The sequence below is a fragment of the Myxococcus sp. AB036A genome (genome assembly GCF_006547355.1).
GTDB classification, from domain to species: domain Bacteria; phylum Myxococcota; class Myxococcia; order Myxococcales; family Myxococcaceae; genus Myxococcus; species Myxococcus virescens.
Genome location: NZ_VHLC01000062.1, coordinates 34,815 through 51,335, shown reverse-complemented (window position 1 = coordinate 51,335; position 16,521 = coordinate 34,815). Strand labels below are relative to the sequence as shown.

Here is a 16,521-nt window from a genome sequence, read left to right as displayed (position 1 = left end):
CACCCCGCGTCCCGAGCCCGCCGCCCCCATCGTGGAGCGTGCGCCGGCTCCCGTCGCGCCTCGGACGAGCCCGCCGCAAGCCCTCCAGAAGCCCGTCGTGGAGCCACCGCCGGAAGCTCGCGCCACGAGCCCGGAGGACGAGGAGCTGCTGCTCATCGATGACGCCCACCGTGCCCTCCAGCGAGGCGCCGCCGAGGAGGCCCTCTCGCTGCTGCGAGGACACGCGTCCCGGTTCCAGGCGGGCACGCTCGCGCAGGAGCGGGAGGTGCTCGCCATCGAGGCGTTGGTCCTGCTGGGCCGACGCGCGGAAGCCCAGCAGCGCGCCGAGGACTTCCAGGCGAAGTACCCGACGTCCTCACACCTCGTCCGTCTCCAGAAGCTGCTCCGTCCGCCAGCGCTGGAGTGACGAGGTGTTGGAGGCCCCCCTTGAGCCCATGGGCGCCGCGAATCCGAATCAGTGACCGGACTGGAGCCCCATGTCGCGGCCATTCAACGGCTGCACGGGGCGGTTGTTCGGGTTGAGGTGGGGCAGCCGCTCGAAGGCGGCAATCTGCGAGTCGGACGGTGTACACCGCGACGCACCGCGGGCTCGCCGCCGCGCTGCTCGCGGGGCCGGAGGGGCTGTCACCCCAGGAGCTGTGCTGCACCGACATGCTACTCGAGGTGTTGAAAGGGTTGGCGGCGCGGGCGTCCTCGGCGGGGGCGATTCACACCTGCGCGACGGCGGAGGATCTGCTGAGGCTGGCGAACGCCATCGCGGTCGCCAACGAGCAGGATGCCCCCACCGCGCGCCGGGTGCTGCGCCTGGCGCTCCTCGGCATCCGGCCGGGAGCATCGCTCGGGAGGCCCCGTCAGCGGCCCTCCTCGGCCCCTCCCCTCAAGCCCTCACCCTCAACAGGGCCTCTATCCCGCCTATACGTCCGGTTCAGGCCCAGTTCCGGTGGACGCGACAGGGGACGGACCACGCCCGGCGGGAGCAGGCCTTCTCGCTCGACGGCGAGACATGGGAGACCAACTGGGTGATGGAGCTCACCCGGGTCCACGGCGTCCGTGAACCCGGGTAACGTGATGCAACCGCGGGTGGACAGGCGCTCGCTGTCATTGCTCGGGCGTCACACGCAAGATGCTTTCGGGCATGGGTTCGTCATACGAGAAGAAGTATTGCTTCCTCGCGCGAGGAGGATACGGGATTCCGGTCGTCTTCCCTGACGTCCATTTGTCAATGAGCTCCGTCAGTGCATCCATGCGCTGAATCGCCTCTCTGCGCCAGCGAGGCCACAACGGTTTCGGCGGAACACGGTACCACGCTTGTCGCTCGTCCTCCTGGGACGCTTTCAGCAGCGCTTCGTACTGCCTCAGCAGTTCCTGACGCCAGTTTCCATTTCTCGACGCCTTCGTGTACCGCTCTCGAAGACGAATGAACTCCTCCTCCAGGCGTCCGAGCAAGACGAGCAGACGTACCCAGCGGTGTTCATCGAATGCGAATTCACTCTGTAATCTCTCCGCGGCACGGCCTCCCTTCTCCGCAATGGCCTGGATGGTGCCGACCCCCATGTTCAGATTGAGGCCGCCCTCCCCATCCGACAGACGGACATGCGCGATGCGCTCTCGATAGCTGGGCAGGCGGGCTTGCGTATTGTCACGGTAGTTCTGTGCGGTGTCGAAGATCGCGCCCAGGAACTGGCTCAGCCACTTAAGCGGATAGACATGGGGCACGAGGAGGTATCGCGGCTGTGCCAAAAACACATCATCGTCCCCTCGATGGATGGACGCCTCCCTGGGGCCAGTGATGTTTGTGGGCATCTGCGAGTCCGCCAGATTGATTCCGAACGTGGGGCGCTGAGGCAGCCAGTCATCGAACATGTGGATGGGGAAGTTGCTTGAGATCCCTCCATCACTAAACCAGTTCTCCTGCAGTTCACTCTCTCCGGTGTCAGAGTCTTTCACCCGAAGCACATAGGGCTTCTTTCCTTCACTCAAGGCTGCGCGCTTTTTGAAAGTGTCGTGCTTGATGGTGTAGAGGCGCACCGCTCCCAGCAGCAAAGGGAAGCTGAGGCTCATTCTCGTGGCGACCACGACGGGGAGCGCATTGCCCGCCGGGAAGGGATAGAAGCCTTCGGCTCTCGCCTTCGCCAAGTCGAAGTTCTTGAAGGCGTCCTTGGTTCGCGCACTCTGAGTCCTGTTCAGTTCATACCTGTCCACATCCATCCAGTTTTCGAGGTACCGCACCACCTCCAATGGAAAGAGGCGGCGCATGTCGTCCGTGCGAAAGAGGTATCCTGCATCCAGTTCTTCCGGGTGCACGACGCGACGGCTCGCGGTCTCCGTATCTTCGCTGTGCAACGTATAGGGCTGGCGCTGGCTCAGGTTCGTCGTCACCATGCGAAAGTCGATGCCAACATCCTTGCCCTTGCCATCTTCCTTCTCCCGAAGGTGGCCAAGGGTCAGGACGTCATCGCTCTCGAGCCCCGCGAGCTTCTGGATGTGTTCGTGAAGCCAGGGAGTCAGTGCAGGGTGCTTTGGAGCCCCGTTTCCGGACGCGACATCCATCCCTGTACAAAGCGCGAAGAAGCTTTGATCCTTGTCGCGCACATACTCAACCCCACCCTTGAGGGAATGCCAGAGGCGGAGCCCATTCCGCATCACGCCAGCCAAGGACCAAAGCGAGGACCCCATCGCCAGCGTCTTCATGGGGCGTGAAGCCCAACGTGTCATGGTTGCGACGGGCCAGGCCAGCAGTCCGACTGACTGGCGAACGGCTCTCACGGGCAGGATGCTTCGATGCGCTGCCTCATCAGGTTCCTGAAGAACCTTTCGCGCCAGTTCCACCCATTGAAGTACCCGCCGTCTACCCGAGGAGTCATTGTAGACAGCAATGGCTTCGACAACGGCATTGAACAACCTTCGTGCCTGTGGAGCTGGCTGGAAGAGATGGAGCAGGAACCCTTCTTGTTTGAGCTGCTCCATCATCCCGCCCAGTCCGGCGAACCCCACGTCCGGGCGTGAGTTCTTCTCCCTGCCATATTCGGCGGCTGCCGCCGCGGCGGCTGCGATAGCGCCGGCGGAGGTCCCGCCCAGTGAACGGAAGCGGTACTTCCGCGCCAGTTCCAGGATGGCTGGAGGATAGACGACGCCGCTGGTGACGCCTCCTTTCATGATGAGGTCGCATTCATCAGAAGGGTTCTGAAACGCGACGTTCTCGAAATGGCTTTTGCCTGCAGTGCTGGGTATTGCCAGGGTCATGGTTCCCCCTGAGAGCCCGTCAAGATTCAAACCAGGGCTCCCCTCCAGGAAGTCTTGACACTGAGTTCAGAGCACGCCACCGGGTGTGTTGGCTCGCGGCCTGTCGAGCGCCCAGACCGCTGGGACCAGCAGGTGGCGAATCCCCAGGCATGCGCCGCTCGTTCGGCTCCAGCGCCACGCGTTCGGCCGCCTTTGGGCTCTCATGAGTCGTGCGCAGCCTCCCCTTCATCGTGGTCGAGAGCGACTTTGCAGGCATGCCGGCGGCTACGCCGCCCCTGTCTCATGTCGAGCGATGTTGAGAGCGCTTCAGCGCGAGCCTGGTGCCGCCAGGCGGCAATGCACATCCGTCCAGCGAGCGCCTCGGAGCGGGCGGGTGCCGTGGGCTCGAATGCTGCACCGGCCCCCCGCTCGGTCCGCGCGCTCCAGCCTGGGGCGTCCTGTGGAGGCCCGCACGGCTCCGGAGCTGGATGAGCGCGGACTCGGGGGCGCGTCGTGGTTCACGCTCGACGTCAGTGCCGCACGTCGAGCACGCCCGCGCTCCGGACCTCGTTCAGGTCCACCCGCGCCACCTCGCCGGTGTCGACGTTGTACGCCATGAACAACTGGCCGGCGCGCACGAGGAGCGTGCCTCCATCCTCGCTGATGTGGAGCACATTACTGATGGCCGCAATCTCGATTTCACGGACCTCGTCGTGGTCGAGCGAATACTCATACATGCGGGCGGTGCCGGCGAAGGTGTTGCCCTCGATGAAGTACAGCGTGCGCCGCTTCAGGTTCAATCCTTCGAATTCGCCCGTGCTGCACCAGGTGTTATGGGTCCGCAAGACGCGCTCCTCGCCGGTGCGAAGGTTGAGCCGGCGGTAGGTCCCGGGCCTTGACTCATCGCATACGCGGTTCTCATCGAAGAAGCCTTCACGGTAGTAATACACCGTGTCTCCCACCAGGAACGGAACCAGCATGCCCGTGCGCGGCACGTCCTTCAGCGGAGGGCCAATCTTCCACGGTTGGGTTCCCGTGGGCTCCAGCGTAGCGAGGCGCACGCTTCCGTTCTTTTGTCGCAGCACCGCTCGTGATTCCCCCTGGACCGGGAAGACGCCCGCGGAGTCCTGGAGGCTTCGGTCCAGCACGCGAATGCCCTGGGGGCGTGGGCCGAAGCTCCAGCTCCACCATTCGACATAGGAGTGGTCGCCGGTATGGGTGAGCACGCGGGAGCCGTCCTGCGTGAATTGCTGGGGCTTCTGGGTGCGAAACAGCCCGTTGTCCGTCCACGCCTCGGGCCGGCCCGTGGTGACGCCGATGATGCCGTCAAGGTCTCCCATGATGATGAAGTCGCCGCTCTTGTTCACCCCACCCGGCGTAATGCGGGGCACGGGGATGTCCCGGCCGGACAACCGCACGTGGGTAATCTTGTTTCCGAATTGACTGCTGCTCCCTCAAGCAGGTGCGGAGGAGGTGGCAGCGGGGCTGGTGGGGCTGTGCGAGGGCGCGTTCTCCGACCTCGATGCGCTCGCCCGGCATTTGAAGAAGCAGGACCTGTCGCGGCAGCGGCTGAACCCTCTCACGCGACAACTACCTTGACGCTCACCGCCGGCGCCTGCGCTGATTCGAAGCCTCTTCCGCGTCGCGAGCGGAAGGACCTCACGGGCATCGGCACCCCATGAGCCTGTTTTCACCCGGGCACAACCAGACTCGGGCGCCCGTTTCGAATAGAGCGTCAGGACGTCCGACCTCTCCGCGACAGGTGCCGCATGCCTCTCCCCAGACTTACCCTGCTTTCCGCCGTTCTGCTCACGGGCTGTGCGACCAGCCCCGCCGCGAACCGCACTGAATCGACAGAGTCCAAGCCCGCTCCCGCGGCGTCAGCGCCCGCCGAGCCGCGCACCGTCCGTGAAGCGCTCGCCCGGGAAATCACCGCGCCGTTGCCGCACAAGCCCGTGGAGGCCGAGGGAGTCCTCTTCCGGGGCAAGGTGCTGGCCGCGGGTACGCCGGAGCTGATGAAGCGCCCCAATGGGGTGACAATCCTCACCCTCCCGATTGGGACCTCCGAGCCGGTCACCTGTCTCTTCTACACGAGCGCCATCGATGCCGGCGCCGCGGTGAGGAGCCTGCTCGAGTCACTCCTCGATGACGTCACCGTGGAGCGGGTGCGCGCCACGAACGTCAAGTCCTTCACGGGCAGCCCCGCCATGTACCTGGAAGGTGACTACTCGCGAGGCGCCGCTCCGGCCGTACAGGTGGGTCGCATCAAGGTGATGGTCCACGCGGACCCCGTGCTCCCCAAGACCTGCTTCCACAACGAGCTGGGATACACGAAGACCTTCCTCGACGTCACCGAGTCCATCGCCACGGGCCTCACCTCCACGGCGCCGGAGCAGCCGGTGGCGCCCTACTACAGCGACGTGCAGGTGATGCGGCTGGGCGACATACCCCTCGGATTCCAGTACACGGCGCTCTTCGGCTCCAAGGCGGGCGGGAGCATCCTTGAGGTCAGCACCACGATGGTGCGTCCCGGGGCCCCGGCCCAGCTCCAGTTCCAGGACACCAACATCACAGAGCAGGCGGACATCTCGGGAGTGCTCGTCGCCAAGAGCTATTCCAAGCGGGTCAACGACACGGTCGCCGCGAATGTGCGCCTGCGCCGAGAGCAGAACGGGAGCTACGGCGTCTCGGGTCAGGTGGCCGCCAAGGAGGTGCAGGCTCAGTTCGGGGGCGAACTCATCGGCGAGGTGGGGCTCGCCGCGCGGCTCCGCGAGGGCCTGCTGAAGGGCCAGGGCGACGCGCTCGAGGCCCTGCTGTGGGTGCCTCCCGCCGACGCGTCCGCACCGACGAAGATGGTCATCCGCCCCCGCGAGGAGGCGGGAGCCCGCGCCGCCACGATGGAGCTGGGCCCGATGTCCGTGAAGGTGGAGCTCGACGCCTACGGCTTCCCCCAGCGGACGGAAATCCCCTCGGGAAGCGCCACTGTCGTCCAGGAGCGGCTGTCCCAGACTGGCGAGCCGTAGCGGCAGGCGGACGTCGAACACTAAAGGAGCAACGTCCAGGTTCGACGCGGCCTTGGACTCGAGCGGTTGTGAATGCACCGTGCGATGCTGTGGGCCGTCCCCACCTCATGCACACCCATGAGTCCCTCCCGCACAGCCCACCTCGTCGTTGACCTCGGCTTCGCGTACACGGATGCATTCAAGGCGGAGAGGGTGAAGCGGCTGGTGGGGCCAAGCGCGATGAGCGCGGCTGCATTGGCTCGCCAGGTGGGAGTCTCGCAGCCGACGCTGTCGCAGTGGTTGCGCGAGGCGCGTAGGGTAGCGGCGTCGGTCGGGCTGGTGCCGGCGCCGAGCTTCCTCTGGGCATCCGCGAGGGCGCCAGGACCATTGGAAGTATAGGCCGGATAGGAGCCCAGTTGAGTGCGTCGGGCTGGTGAAGAGGGGCGAAGAAGGGCCGCAGGAGGGTGACACGCGGGCTGTGCGCTGAACGGGAGCCGAGGGCAGTGCCAGGTGCTGTAGAATGGCGCGCCGCCCACCGGGGGCCGTCAGGTATGCCAGCACCCTCCTGCGGCCTCCACACCGAGAGCAGGCGAAGACATCCAGCACGAACGTCCGGCGCAGCAGTCCCCCCAATCCAATCGCGGCGTCGACTCCACCGTCGCAGCCTGGGTCGGGCGCTCTTCCTCCAGCCCCAGCTCCGCCCCCGCTTGAGGGAGTGCCCGGCAATGGAGACCACAAGGTGATTGCGTACCCGTGGTACTCCATCGAGTTGCAGGCCACGTCCGCGGTGCCAGAGTGGAACGGCCAGTGGGTGCGCTCGGCACAGGAGGAGGACATCACCATCGACGCAGAGGGCCGCGTGCACTGGGCCTGGAAGCGTCAGACGGACTTCCATCTGGTGCGCTGAGCGCGGTGCCCGTGAGGCATGGCGAGCGGCACCAGGAAGGCGCCGCTCGCAGGTTTTACTGCGGGCGCACGACGGTGTTGCCCAACAAGGCCCAAGGATTCCCGTTCTCGTCGAGTTGGAACCCAAACAGCCCAAACCCGATGAATTGCTCGGGCTCCCAACCCGTGGCACGGAGCCTGCGAACGTAGCTCCTGCCAGCGTAGCCGTACGTACCCCGCTCACTCCACGCCAACCAGGGCTCGAGGTCTCGGCCGACGACCAGATGGAGCGGGGAGTAGTTCGGCTCGTAGCTGGGTCCGATGAATTCGGACGCGGCCCAGGTCGGCTGTGAATCGGCCAGCGATGCGGACGAGAAACGGATGGCCGCAGTGTGCACAATGGTGCCGGTCCAGGGGTCGATATAGGTGCCATGCTCAGTCCAGGCCATGAGCACGCGATGGTCTTGCTGAATCGCGAGAGCGATGTTGTCCACGGATGAGGGCGCCATGAAGGGGATGGGGGCGCCCACGGGACCCCAGCTTCCGTTCTCGAACGCCTTGACGTGGATGTAACCAGCAGGTGGCCCGAGGTCGATGGCTGCCTCATCCCAGCTCGCGACCACTCGCGTGTCATCCGCTGCGATGGTGACTCGCCGTGCAAGGGTCCTCGGCGCCGGGTTCTCACTGAGGGGCGCACCGAGTGATTGCCACTCTGTGCCTGTCCATCGGAGGACGCGAACCTCGGTTTCGTCTGGGTTGGTACTCTGCCCCACTGTGATGACAGGCCTGCCCTGTGGTGCCAACGTCAGCTTGACCCAGTCGTACTTGGAGGGAGTGTCGATCGGGACTGGGAAGTGGTCCCAACCCGTCCCGGTGAAGCTGGCGACATGGATCTGCTCCAACCCGGTGACGGCTTCCCTCTCGCGCCACTCGGCGACAATCTCGCCGTCCCGTGCACTGAACTGGAACGCAACGAGGTTCGAGGTGCCCTCAATGCTCGTATGAAATGAGGGGACCCGTTGCCATGCATGGCCGTCCCACCGCGCCAGGGCTGGCACTTGGGTGTTCGTCCTGTAATCGAATTGAAGGAACCCGACGACGGGCATTGTCCCGGCAGCGCCACGCTCAAGCAGGAAGGCTGTTGGTATAGGGAGGACGTCGTCCACGAGAAGGAGCTCCGTGACGCTGGCAAAGGGCCCGTAGGTAGCAAAGTGCCGGAAGGCGAAGTCTGGAAGGCTCGGGTCGAGTGGGTTGCCGGCCAGGTCGGTCAGACTCCGCCGAAGGAGCGTCGCAGACAGCTCGACGGGAGGCTGGAGTGGTGATGTCGGCACCAGCTCGAGAACCGTTCCATTTTCCTTGAGGACCGCTTGATGCGCGACCGGCACCGGGATGCCATTCCTGTTGATCAGCTCGGTCGGCTCCGACTGAATCGAACTCGGCAGCAGTGGCTCCGAGAAGACGAACGCCATCGGTGACGACACGGACGGATAGCTGTCTCTGGGGCGCGTGGCGATGAGGGTGGGTGGAGTGCGGTCCACCGTGACGGATGCCTCTCCGGCGTTGATGCTTCGGTTACCGACCACGGTTCGCACGACGAAGGCGAAGCGGCCCTCGGCATGCGTGGCGCAGTCGACCACATGCTGGTACGGCGCCTCCATCATCGTGGGGGCTCCGCCGTTTGTGAGGAGTTCCACGCGCCCCGGCGTGCCGCCCTCAACCGAGACAGAGAGCGTCCACAACCCTTCCCGGCAGAACTCGGGGCCTTCTGTCTGCACGGTGAAGCTCAGCTTGGAATGTGGTGCCTCGGGGTGATGCTTGGGCATCGGCTCGGGCCGGAAGGTGTCGCAGGCGGCGGTGCCCAGTGCCGCGAAGAGCAGTGGTACGGCCCAACGGGCGTGTGTGCTTCGGGGGTTCATGAGGAGCCTTTCAGGGGACACGCCAAACCGTTGCGTCGGGACTCGGCGCGCGCAGCTTGGCCCGAGCCCGCGCTCAGCAGCAACGCCGAGCCGGTTCCCGTCCCCGCGCGCAGAGACCTTTCAGCAGCCCCGTGCCTGACTGAGCCCCTTCGTTCCGCGGGCCGCGCAGACCGTGATGGCGGATGCGCGCGTGTCCCGCCTCTTCCGGCGCGATGTCCTTGAGGACCCGGGAGCGGCGCCAGTCCATGGTGACCCGGGCCAGGAACATCGTGGGCCAGGGTTCATCCAACTGGTTGCGGACCACGTCCGTGGTTCCGGCGTGGAACGGTCAGCGGGTGCGCTCAGCGCAGGAGGAGGACATCACCAGTTACTGCGGGCGCACCACGGCGCTGCCCACCAAGGCCCAGGGGAACATGTTTTCGTCGAGAAGGAACGCCCCGAGGCTCTCTCCTGAAATGAGTTGCTTGGGCTCCCAGACCGTGGCGCGGCGCCTGAGGTAGATGCTCTTCGTGTCGACCGTCGACGAATACTCGGTCCAGGCCAACCAGGGCTCGCGGTCGATGACGCGCATGAGTGAGTCGTACGTGTAGAACGGGCTAGGGGCTGTCCCTGCTCACGTGCTCGAGAGTCGACCCGGCGTGCCGGCTATCTGGCACGTTGGGGCAGAGCCTCAATCGGAGTTGCTGCCTGGCGTTAGGCATGATCAACGCGGGCTGTGCGCCGACATGAACTGAGCGATGCCGAGTGGAGCCGCATCGAGCCCCTGCTGGGCTCCAGGAGCGGTCCTCGCTCGAAGCAAGGGGACCGTGACTTCATCAACGCAGTGGTGTGGCGCGTGAAGACCGGGGTGCAGTGGCGGGACTTGCCCGAGCGGTTCGGTCACTGGAAGACGGTCTACAATCAGTTCCATCGTTGGACGAAGACAAGACGATGGAAAGCCATCTTCAAGGCGCTGCGGGCGGAAAAGGGGGCTCCGAAGCAATGCTTTGGGGCATTCTCGAGGAGGCTTTTCAACGAAAGTTCACGCCGTCACTACGACGGGAGGTAAGCCGCTCCACGTCGCGCTGACGCCCGGCCAGCAGCACGAGTCCACAATGGCCGAAGAGCTCCTGGTGCACGCCGAGGGCGCCGCTTTCATCGCGGATACCGGCTATGACGCCGACCGCATCCGCGCCAACGTCCGAAAGCTCAGGATGAAGTCTGTCATCCATTCGAACCCGAGCCGTAAGCGGGCGTTGCCGTCAGACCGCACCCTGTACCGGTTGTGCTACCGGGTGGAGTGCTTCTTCCACGACCTCAAGCGCTTTCGGGCTGTCGCCACCCGCTCTGACAAGACGACGACCAGCTACCTCGCCGTCCTCCACGTCGCATCCATGCTTCTTTGGCTGCGCTAATCAGGGACAGCTCCTAGGCCCTTCGCGTTGGCTGTCTTCGGGCAACTCCGCCTCCCGGCGTTTCGGAGGACTACGAGCCCGTTGTGCAGTCTCCGCTGCCTCTTCCTGGCGGAATGCTCAACCAACCCCCCGAAGCCGCGGAGTAGCGGTCCGCGTGTTCCACCATTCGCTCATCCATGGCTCGACGGCAGGTCCATTGGAGGGATGGAAGGCCGGTTGAGCGGAATCAGCGGCGGATGCAGGCCACAGGCTCACCCGGCAAAGGCTCCTCGTCCAGGCCGCCGCTGCGGCTGTTGGAGTCAGTGGCGCATGACCTCCTGCGGCGCGCCCCGCACGAGCGCGAGGTGCCTGTGGGCCATCAGCGCAGCGCCGGGCGATGCGGAAACGCTTCAGCTCGCGGGATGGATGGGGGAGGCTCCGGAGTCACCCACAAAAGGAGAGCGTGATGGCGTACATGCTGTTGGTCATGGAGGAGGGCGGGCGTAAACGGAGCCGAACGGCGGAGCAGGGGCGTCGCGAGATGGAGCGGATGGTGCGTTTCGTCGAGGACCTCAAGGCTCGCGGAATATGGAAGGCCAGCGACTCGCTTCGGTCCGCGTCGGAAGGGGTGCGGCTCGAGGTCCGCGGCGGCCAACGCACCCTCCGCGATGGGCCGTTCACGGAGAGCAAGGAGATTGTCGGAGGCTTCGTCCTCTTCGAGTGCGATACCCGGGCAGAGGCGCTAGCGATCGCGAACGAGTGTCCCGCGGCCGAGTGGGCGACGGTCGAGTTGCGTGAGGTTGGCGTCTGCTACGAAGAGGACTGAAACGCAGCCATTCCCAGTGTGGAGCGCGGCCCGCGGGACCGGGGACGACGACCTGCTCGGCTACTTCGCAGGGTCGCCCACCAGCGCGTCGTTCGGAGCAGCCTGTGCCGCCGTCTTCGCCTCGGCCTCGGCGAGGTTCTTCAAGGTAGCGAGCCCTTCCTCGAAGCTTGAGCCCACCATCTTGTCCATGTCCATGAACACGGAGACCGCCTTGTTCAGGAAGCCGTTCTGGCCGGACATCACCCAGGTGACAGTGGTGCCGTTCCCGGCCCGCTCGAAGCGGAAGACCGTTCCATTGGTGGCCTTGAACGGCTTGATGAACTCAAGTTCGAGCTGGAGTTGCTCCGGCGGGTTGAGCGAGACGATCGTCATCTTGCCCTCGTTGGCATTGTCACTGCTGACCCAGGCAATCGAGTGGCCCACCGTGGCGGGAGTGCCCGCGTAGTTGTCCTTCCGGGTGGAGTCGGGCTTCAGGAACGGCGACCAGGTCCCCACCTTGTGGAAGTCGGCCACGAGCGCGAACACCACGCTCGGCGGCGCGCTCATCGTGGTGGAGCGCTCGACTTTGAACGTGGACGGGCGGGTCGCGACGAAGGCGATGAACGCGAGGAGGACAACGGCGACACCGAACAGAATCTTCATGAGCATGTGGGACTCCCCATTTCGACTTGGTTTGCTGCTGCGTCGAACGAGCGCTGGAAAGATCGACATGTCGAAGGTCTTTTTTTCCGGAGTGCTCTAAACACCTGAGATTTCAAGGGGTTCCTGAAGCTCTGCCCTCCTCCGCCCGTAGAAAGGGGGGCTCGGCCGCCATGATTCAACACGCCATCGGCGAGCTGGGGGCTGAGGTCGTGGAAATGGAGCAGCACGCTGCGCCTCCTTGGGGCGGGCTGCTGCGCAAAAGCTTCGCGCTCGACGCGTTTTCGTGCGGCAGGTTCAAAGGCCAACGCGGGCCTGTGCGTAAGAGCGGGCTTGCCCGGCGCAGAGCAAGCTGTATGGGGCGCGCCCCTCAATGACCAAGTACTCCTCCCGCGCACTGCTCCCGTTGTTGCTGTGTCTTCTGTTCTCCACCGCCTGTTCTTCCGAGGCGCCCACGGGGCCGCAGGGCCTGCAAGGCCTGGTGGGCGATACCGGAACTCTTCTCCGTGCAGATGGGCGTCACGGGAAATGAAAGCGTCACCTGCGGCGCCATCTTCTCGACCCTGGCCGTCCGTCTGACCCGGCCGCTCACGACGCCGGGGCAGACCTTCACCCTTCCGTCATCCAGGGCGTCGATCTACCTGTACGCGGATCGCAGCTCCAGCCGGTGCTTGAGCTGGACAGGCACCGTCACGTGGCATTCCGACGTTCCTGCCTGGCGCGTCAGCGTCAACGCGACCTGCTCGGAGACGGGGAAGGGCCACATCCAAGTCGTGGGCACGTATAGCGGCGACGCCTGAGTCGCTCACGGCCGCGCACGACTGGCCCCCTGCGGGCTTGGAGGCCAGTCGTTTCAGGGCTTCCCCCTGACGCTGTCCTTGTCGGTGAACGGGGCCAATCGCTCAGGGCCGTGGCATGGCGGACCCGCGCGCTTCGCTCGGCCCCGAAGCCTGGGCTTCCGGGGCCGCGGCGGCGATGTCATTGACGGATGCCGCGCCGGAGGAGCACGGGAAGTGCACCGCCGGCATCGCTGCTCGCTGCCTACCGGGCCTGGAGCGGTCCACGAAACCCGCTCGGCTCCGCGCTCACAGTGGTGTTGCCCGCGAGCATGCCCCTCGTGAAGAAGGGGTTCTCGAAGAACACGTACGGATTGAAGAGCTCGGGGCGGCTCGCGACCTCCAGCCTCGTGGAGAGCTCGGGCGGCAGGTTGAAGTCCAGCACGTGGAGGTTGTCCTCCAACTGCTCCAGCCTGCTCGCGCCGATAATGGTGGACACGACGCCTGGACGCGTCGCCACCCAGTTGAGCGCGACCTGGGCGGGCGAGCGCTCTACCTCTTTCGCCACCGCGACGAGCGCCTCGACGATGGCCCAGGGGCGCTCCTGCAGGAACTTGTCCGCCACGGGGTTTCCGCTGGCCAGCAATGCATGGGCGCGCCCGTCACCCTTCGGCCGGGTTCCCTCGCGAGTGTACCTTCCGGTGAGGAGGCCCCCGGCCAGGGGGCTCCAAGGCGTGAGGGCGGCCCCCATCGCCAGCGCGGCGGGCAGGTGCTCGCGCTCAATGTTGCGCTCCGCGAGCGAGTACTCCAGTTGCAGCGCGGCGACCTTTTCCCAGCCGTTGCGCTCCGCCAGGGTTTGCGCGCGCGCGAAGTACCATGCCGGCACGTCGGAGAAGCCGACGTAGCGCACCTTGCCCTCGCGCACGAGGCCGGTCAGCGTCCCCATCACTTCCTCCACGGGCGTCAGGCCGTCCCAGACGTGGAGCCAGTACACGTCCACGTAGTCCGTCTTGAGGCGGCGCAGAGAGCCTTCGAGTGCGGAGTGGATGTGCTTTCGGCTGTTCCCGCCCGCATTCGGATCCCCCGGAGACAGGTTGGCGGAGAACTTGGTGGCGATGACCGCCCGCTGCCTGCCGCCATGCTGCGTGAAGTAGTCGCCGATGATGCGCTCGCTGGCGCCGGAGGTGTACGCATCCGCTGTATCAATGAAGTTGCCGCCCGCTTCCAGATAGCGTGTCAGCAGCCGGTGCGCGTCCTCGCCGCTCATGCCCCAGCCCCAGTCGGTACCGAAGTTCATGGTGCCCAACGCGAGTGGGCTTACCCGAAGGCCCGTCTGCCCGAGCAGGTGGTACTTCGCCAGAGAATCAATGATTCGCGTCGACATGGTGGTGCTCTCCATCCGTGGTGATGGGGCATGCTCCCCATCGCCCTGCTACGGATAGAAGAGCGCCCCCATGAAGGCAGCCCGCTTCTTGCGCCTGATTGATGGGGCTGTTTTCCCCCAGAGGGTCACGATTGGGCAGACCGCGCAGGTGACGGTGGCCCATACGCTGGGCGGGGTTGGCCGTGGGGCGCCTTGAGTGACACGATTAGAGCGTCATCTCAGTCACCGTACCTCTGCATGAGGCGCGTATCCGTCTCGAACCACTCAACTACCACGGCGGCGAGCCGCTGCGCGCCATCCGTCCCTTCCTGGAGGGCACGGCGCCCCGGCCCTTCGTGCTCGCGATGACGGCGGCGGGGCAGAGCGCGCTCAACGTGCCGAGGCTGGACACCGTCGTCATTGATGACATGCGCTTCACGAATCTGGTGGAGCGCGGCCGCAACGTCCTCACCCGCGTGCACCTGGGCAACAACGAACTCTTGCAGATGGCGGGGCGCGTGCACGGTCGGGTAGATGACGGGCGCGTCTTCATCCTGAGCGACCGGCCGCTGCCTTTCGCTGCGCTGCGGCCCACCGAGCCCGAGTTCCAACTCGCGGGCGAGCCGGAGCGGGTGGCGCTCACCGCAGCGGCCCTGGGCGTGCGGGCGGATGAGTTGGATTTGCCCGTGCCGCTGGACCGCAATGCCTATCGCCGGGCGCTCACGAAGTTGCAGGCGCGCGGCATCGTGGACGCGACTGGACGCACTCGTGCCGCCCGCGACGCGTCAGTCGCTTCTGGCGCCACCGGTAGAGCGTCTGCTCGGCGACGCCGTGCTTCCGGGCCACCTCCACCACGCTGACCCCAGGCGCCTCCGCCTCCCTCAGGATGCGGACCATCTGCTCCTCGGTAAACCTGCTCTTCCTCACGACCGACCTACCTCCTGGCCGCGAGGACGCTCTCACTCTTCAACGGGTCCTAAAATTGGGGAGCAGACCACCGGCCCGAAGCTCCTGAGCCTCAAGTCCATCAACAACGTGCTCACGGTGCTGCACAAGCGACCATCGAGATGATCATGCGGTACGCCCACCTCGCGCCGGAGGCCCGGGAGAGCGCGGTACAGCAGCTCGACCGACCCCTGCCCCAGCGCGCCACGCCGCACGGGCAGAGACGCCGGAGGGGCACACTGAGGACACATGAGGCACCGAGGCCAAAGAAAAAGCCCAGCAACCTCGCGGCTGCTGGGCTTCACTCAGTGGAGGCGGCGGGAATCGAAGCCGCATCCGCTGAGGGAGGCGCCCCCCAGGAGGGCCATTCCTCCTCTGAAACGGCCTCTGAATGCGGCGAGGATGACGAAGGAGAGTCAACCAGCCGTAGTAGCGTAGTCCGCCCCCTCTCTCCCCTCTCTGTCGAGGTCGCCGAGTACCGGCGCAAGGTGCCGCCCCAGGAGGGCTGCCGCGCCTGCGCGGGAAGCATCAAGCGCGTCCAGCAGGCGTGCCTCTATCACTCCATCGGTGCCGCGGTTGCCGAGGTGCGCGAGCTGCGCGCCCGCCTCGCGAGACACCCGTCCAGCACTCAGGACCCGAACGGACTGCTCCATGCCTGGGAGCAGCACCGCGAGCGCGAGCTGGCTGACGACAAGGCGAATGGGCGCGCGACGAGCGCGACGGACTGACACGCGGTCCGTCGCGCCGTCCTGACCCGGCACGGAACCCCAGACCGGGCCCCATGCAGTGCCAACCCCCAACGCCTGGAGTCCACCTTGAAGCGTTTCACGCTGCTGTTGCTGTGCACCCTCTCCGTCGTCGGCTGCTCTGGCCCCGAGCACTACGAGCGCGGCGTTCGTCCCATCACCCCGCGCGCACCGACGTTCCAACCGCACCAGGACGCGCCCCACCGCGTTGGACAGCCGGGGCACAGTGGCCACCCGGGCGTCCAGCGAGGCACTGACCGGCGTCACTTCCAGCCGCGCCGTGACGGCCAGCCCCAGATGATGGCCAGCGACAACGACAGTGCACGCGCCATCCGCCTGTTGCTGTCTGAGGACGCGCCGCCCGCCTACGACGGGCTCGCCGACTCGGCGCACCAGCGCTGCTGGCAAGACGTCCTCGGCATCTTCCGGCAGGACTCGCGGCTCTTCACGCTGTCGAGTGAGGAAGTGCGCTGCATCCGGCTGCTCGCCTACTACCACTGTGGCGCCCGGCACCTTGAGGCGGCGGAGTCTGGGCAACCTGGATTCCTCGACGCATTCCCGGGCCGATACGACTCAGACAAATTCGAGGCCGCCACCATGGACCGGGCGGCGCGGAAGGTCTGCGGCGGCCGAGACCGCAAGTACATGACGGACCGGGCCCTGGACGTGTCCCACGCCGCAAGGCGCTACGGCGATGACGTCCTCGGGTGGCGCCGTCCGAGCGCCCCCAACTAGCAGCCCCCGCCGGGCGCGAGTGCCTCCCCTGCACCGCCCAGCGACGCGTCGCCCCGCCCCGCTGGCCAGTCGCGCCAGCGGGGCCCCACGCCA

General features: G+C 66.0%; 18 protein-coding genes and 2 pseudogenes. 11 read left to right on the top strand and 9 right to left on the bottom strand.

The window, feature by feature from the left end; all coding sequences use genetic code 11:
• On the top strand, positions 1-406 hold a 406-nt coding region (locus FL344_RS38635; protein ID WP_305021770.1), incomplete at its 5' end, for a hypothetical protein.
• A gap of 48 nt (positions 407-454) precedes the next feature.
• Here the strand turns inward: FL344_RS38635 and FL344_RS39295 are convergent.
• The gene (locus tag FL344_RS39295) at positions 455-628 is read right to left on the bottom strand and encodes a hypothetical protein (protein ID WP_228565312.1); all 174 of its coding nucleotides are present in this window, start codon (positions 626-628) and stop codon (positions 455-457) included.
• Here FL344_RS39295 and FL344_RS40095 point away from each other — a divergent pair.
• On the top strand, positions 565-1,023 hold the full coding sequence (locus FL344_RS40095) for a hypothetical protein (protein WP_368667448.1): 459 nt from the start codon (positions 565-567) through the stop codon (positions 1,021-1,023). The two genes, FL344_RS39295 and FL344_RS40095, sit on opposite strands and share 64 nt — an antisense overlap.
• A 75-nt stretch (positions 1,024-1,098) precedes the next feature.
• Here FL344_RS40095 and FL344_RS23935 read toward each other — a convergent pair whose 3' ends face one another.
• Positions 1,099-3,243, bottom strand: a complete 2,145-nt coding sequence (locus FL344_RS23935; RefSeq protein ID WP_141620138.1) for a patatin-like phospholipase family protein — start codon at positions 3,241-3,243, stop codon at positions 1,099-1,101.
• A 509-nt stretch (positions 3,244-3,752) separates the two neighbouring features.
• Entirely contained in the window at positions 3,753-4,613 is an 861-nt protein-coding gene (locus tag FL344_RS23930) for a hypothetical protein (protein ID WP_141620137.1), read from the bottom strand.
• A gap of 378 nt (positions 4,614-4,991) precedes the next feature.
• On the opposite strand from FL344_RS23930, the gene FL344_RS23925 reads away from it, so the two are divergent.
• The 3 genes from FL344_RS23925 to FL344_RS23915 all read left to right on the top strand — a co-directional run bounded on the left by FL344_RS23925 (position 4,992) and on the right by FL344_RS23915 (position 7,131).
• The gene (locus tag FL344_RS23925) at positions 4,992-6,245 is read left to right on the top strand and encodes a hypothetical protein (protein ID WP_141620136.1); all 1,254 of its coding nucleotides are present in this window, start codon (positions 4,992-4,994) and stop codon (positions 6,243-6,245) included.
• 72 nt (positions 6,246-6,317) lie between these two features.
• Positions 6,318-6,623: a transposase gene (locus FL344_RS40090; protein WP_141620135.1), complete on the top strand. Its 306-nt coding sequence runs from the start codon at positions 6,318-6,320 to the stop codon at positions 6,621-6,623.
• A 340-nt stretch (positions 6,624-6,963) separates the two neighbouring features.
• On the top strand, positions 6,964-7,131 hold the full coding sequence (locus tag FL344_RS23915) for a hypothetical protein (protein ID WP_228565311.1): 168 nt from the start codon (positions 6,964-6,966) through the stop codon (positions 7,129-7,131).
• 55 nt (positions 7,132-7,186) lie between these two features.
• Here FL344_RS23915 and FL344_RS23910 read toward each other — a convergent pair whose 3' ends face one another.
• Positions 7,187-9,025 (bottom strand): Ig-like domain-containing protein, encoded by a 1,839-nt coding sequence (locus FL344_RS23910; protein WP_141620134.1) that lies wholly within the window; start codon positions 9,023-9,025, stop codon positions 7,187-7,189.
• 367 nt (positions 9,026-9,392) lie between these two features.
• Positions 9,393-9,596 carry a hypothetical protein gene (locus tag FL344_RS38625; protein ID WP_194863228.1) on the bottom strand — a complete coding sequence of 68 codons (204 nt, stop codon included), beginning with the start codon at positions 9,594-9,596 and terminating at the stop codon, positions 9,393-9,395.
• A 144-nt stretch (positions 9,597-9,740) separates the two neighbouring features.
• Here FL344_RS38625 and FL344_RS40085 point away from each other — a divergent pair.
• The 3 genes and pseudogenes from FL344_RS40085 to FL344_RS23890 form a co-directional block, all read left to right on the top strand.
• Positions 9,741-9,959: pseudogene (locus FL344_RS40085) on the top strand (transposase); the annotation flags it as partial.
• Positions 9,925-10,419: an IS5 family transposase gene (locus tag FL344_RS23895; protein ID WP_141620131.1), complete on the top strand. Its 495-nt coding sequence runs from the start codon at positions 9,925-9,927 to the stop codon at positions 10,417-10,419. The pseudogene FL344_RS40085 and the gene FL344_RS23895, both read left to right, overlap by 35 nt.
• Positions 10,420-10,864: 445 nt before the next feature.
• The gene (locus FL344_RS23890) at positions 10,865-11,224 is read left to right on the top strand and encodes a YciI family protein (RefSeq protein WP_141593266.1); all 360 of its coding nucleotides are present in this window, start codon (positions 10,865-10,867) and stop codon (positions 11,222-11,224) included.
• 60 nt (positions 11,225-11,284) lie between these two features.
• Here FL344_RS23890 and FL344_RS23885 read toward each other — a convergent pair whose 3' ends face one another.
• Positions 11,285-11,872 carry an SRPBCC family protein gene (locus FL344_RS23885; RefSeq protein ID WP_194863226.1) on the bottom strand — a complete coding sequence of 196 codons (588 nt, stop codon included), beginning with the start codon at positions 11,870-11,872 and terminating at the stop codon, positions 11,285-11,287.
• A gap of 497 nt (positions 11,873-12,369) precedes the next feature.
• Between FL344_RS23885 and FL344_RS23880 the strand changes: the two genes are divergently transcribed.
• Positions 12,370-12,663 carry a hypothetical protein gene (locus tag FL344_RS23880; RefSeq protein ID WP_228565310.1) on the top strand — a complete coding sequence of 98 codons (294 nt, stop codon included), beginning with the start codon at positions 12,370-12,372 and terminating at the stop codon, positions 12,661-12,663.
• Positions 12,664-12,904: 241 nt separating this feature from the next.
• Here FL344_RS23880 and FL344_RS23875 read toward each other — a convergent pair whose 3' ends face one another.
• The 3 genes and pseudogenes from FL344_RS23875 to FL344_RS23865 all read right to left on the bottom strand — a co-directional run.
• Positions 12,905-14,023 (bottom strand): aldo/keto reductase, encoded by a 1,119-nt coding sequence (locus FL344_RS23875; protein ID WP_141620129.1) that lies wholly within the window; start codon positions 14,021-14,023, stop codon positions 12,905-12,907.
• A 218-nt stretch (positions 14,024-14,241) separates the two neighbouring features.
• Entirely contained in the window at positions 14,242-14,613 is a 372-nt protein-coding gene (locus FL344_RS39290) for a hypothetical protein (RefSeq protein ID WP_228565309.1), read from the bottom strand.
• A gap of 181 nt (positions 14,614-14,794) precedes the next feature.
• Positions 14,795-14,929 (bottom strand): annotated as a pseudogene (locus FL344_RS23865) (transposase); the annotation flags it as partial.
• A 506-nt stretch (positions 14,930-15,435) separates the two neighbouring features.
• Between FL344_RS23865 and FL344_RS23860 the strand changes: the two are divergent.
• Entirely contained in the window at positions 15,436-15,675 is a 240-nt protein-coding gene (locus FL344_RS23860) for a hypothetical protein (RefSeq protein ID WP_141620128.1), read from the top strand.
• Positions 15,676-15,762: 87 nt separating this feature from the next.
• Positions 15,763-16,428, top strand: a complete 666-nt coding sequence (locus FL344_RS23855) for a hypothetical protein (protein ID WP_141620127.1) — start codon at positions 15,763-15,765, stop codon at positions 16,426-16,428.
• Positions 16,429-16,521: the final 93 nt, after the last annotated feature.

Bases quoted from the DNA above. Each gene is read 5' to 3' on its own strand.
- FL344_RS23935 (WP_141620138.1), bottom strand. From the start codon at position 3,243: ATGACCCTGGCAATACCCAGCACTGCAGGCAAAAGCCATTTCGAGAAC.
- FL344_RS23925 (WP_141620136.1), top strand. From the start codon at position 4,992: ATGCCTCTCCCCAGACTTACCCTGCTTTCCGCCGTTCTGCTCACGGGC.
- FL344_RS40090 (WP_141620135.1), top strand. From the start codon at position 6,318: ATGCACCGTGCGATGCTGTGGGCCGTCCCCACCTCATGCACACCCATG.
- FL344_RS23910 (WP_141620134.1), bottom strand. From the start codon at position 9,025: ATGAACCCCCGAAGCACACACGCCCGTTGGGCCGTACCACTGCTCTTC.
- FL344_RS38625 (WP_194863228.1), bottom strand. From the start codon at position 9,596: ATGCGCGTCATCGACCGCGAGCCCTGGTTGGCCTGGACCGAGTATTCG.
- FL344_RS23890 (WP_141593266.1), top strand. From the start codon at position 10,865: ATGGCGTACATGCTGTTGGTCATGGAGGAGGGCGGGCGTAAACGGAGC.
- FL344_RS23885 (WP_194863226.1), bottom strand. From the start codon at position 11,872: ATGCTCATGAAGATTCTGTTCGGTGTCGCCGTTGTCCTCCTCGCGTTC.
- FL344_RS23875 (WP_141620129.1), bottom strand. From the start codon at position 14,023: ATGTCGACGCGAATCATTGATTCTCTGGCGAAGTACCACCTGCTCGGG.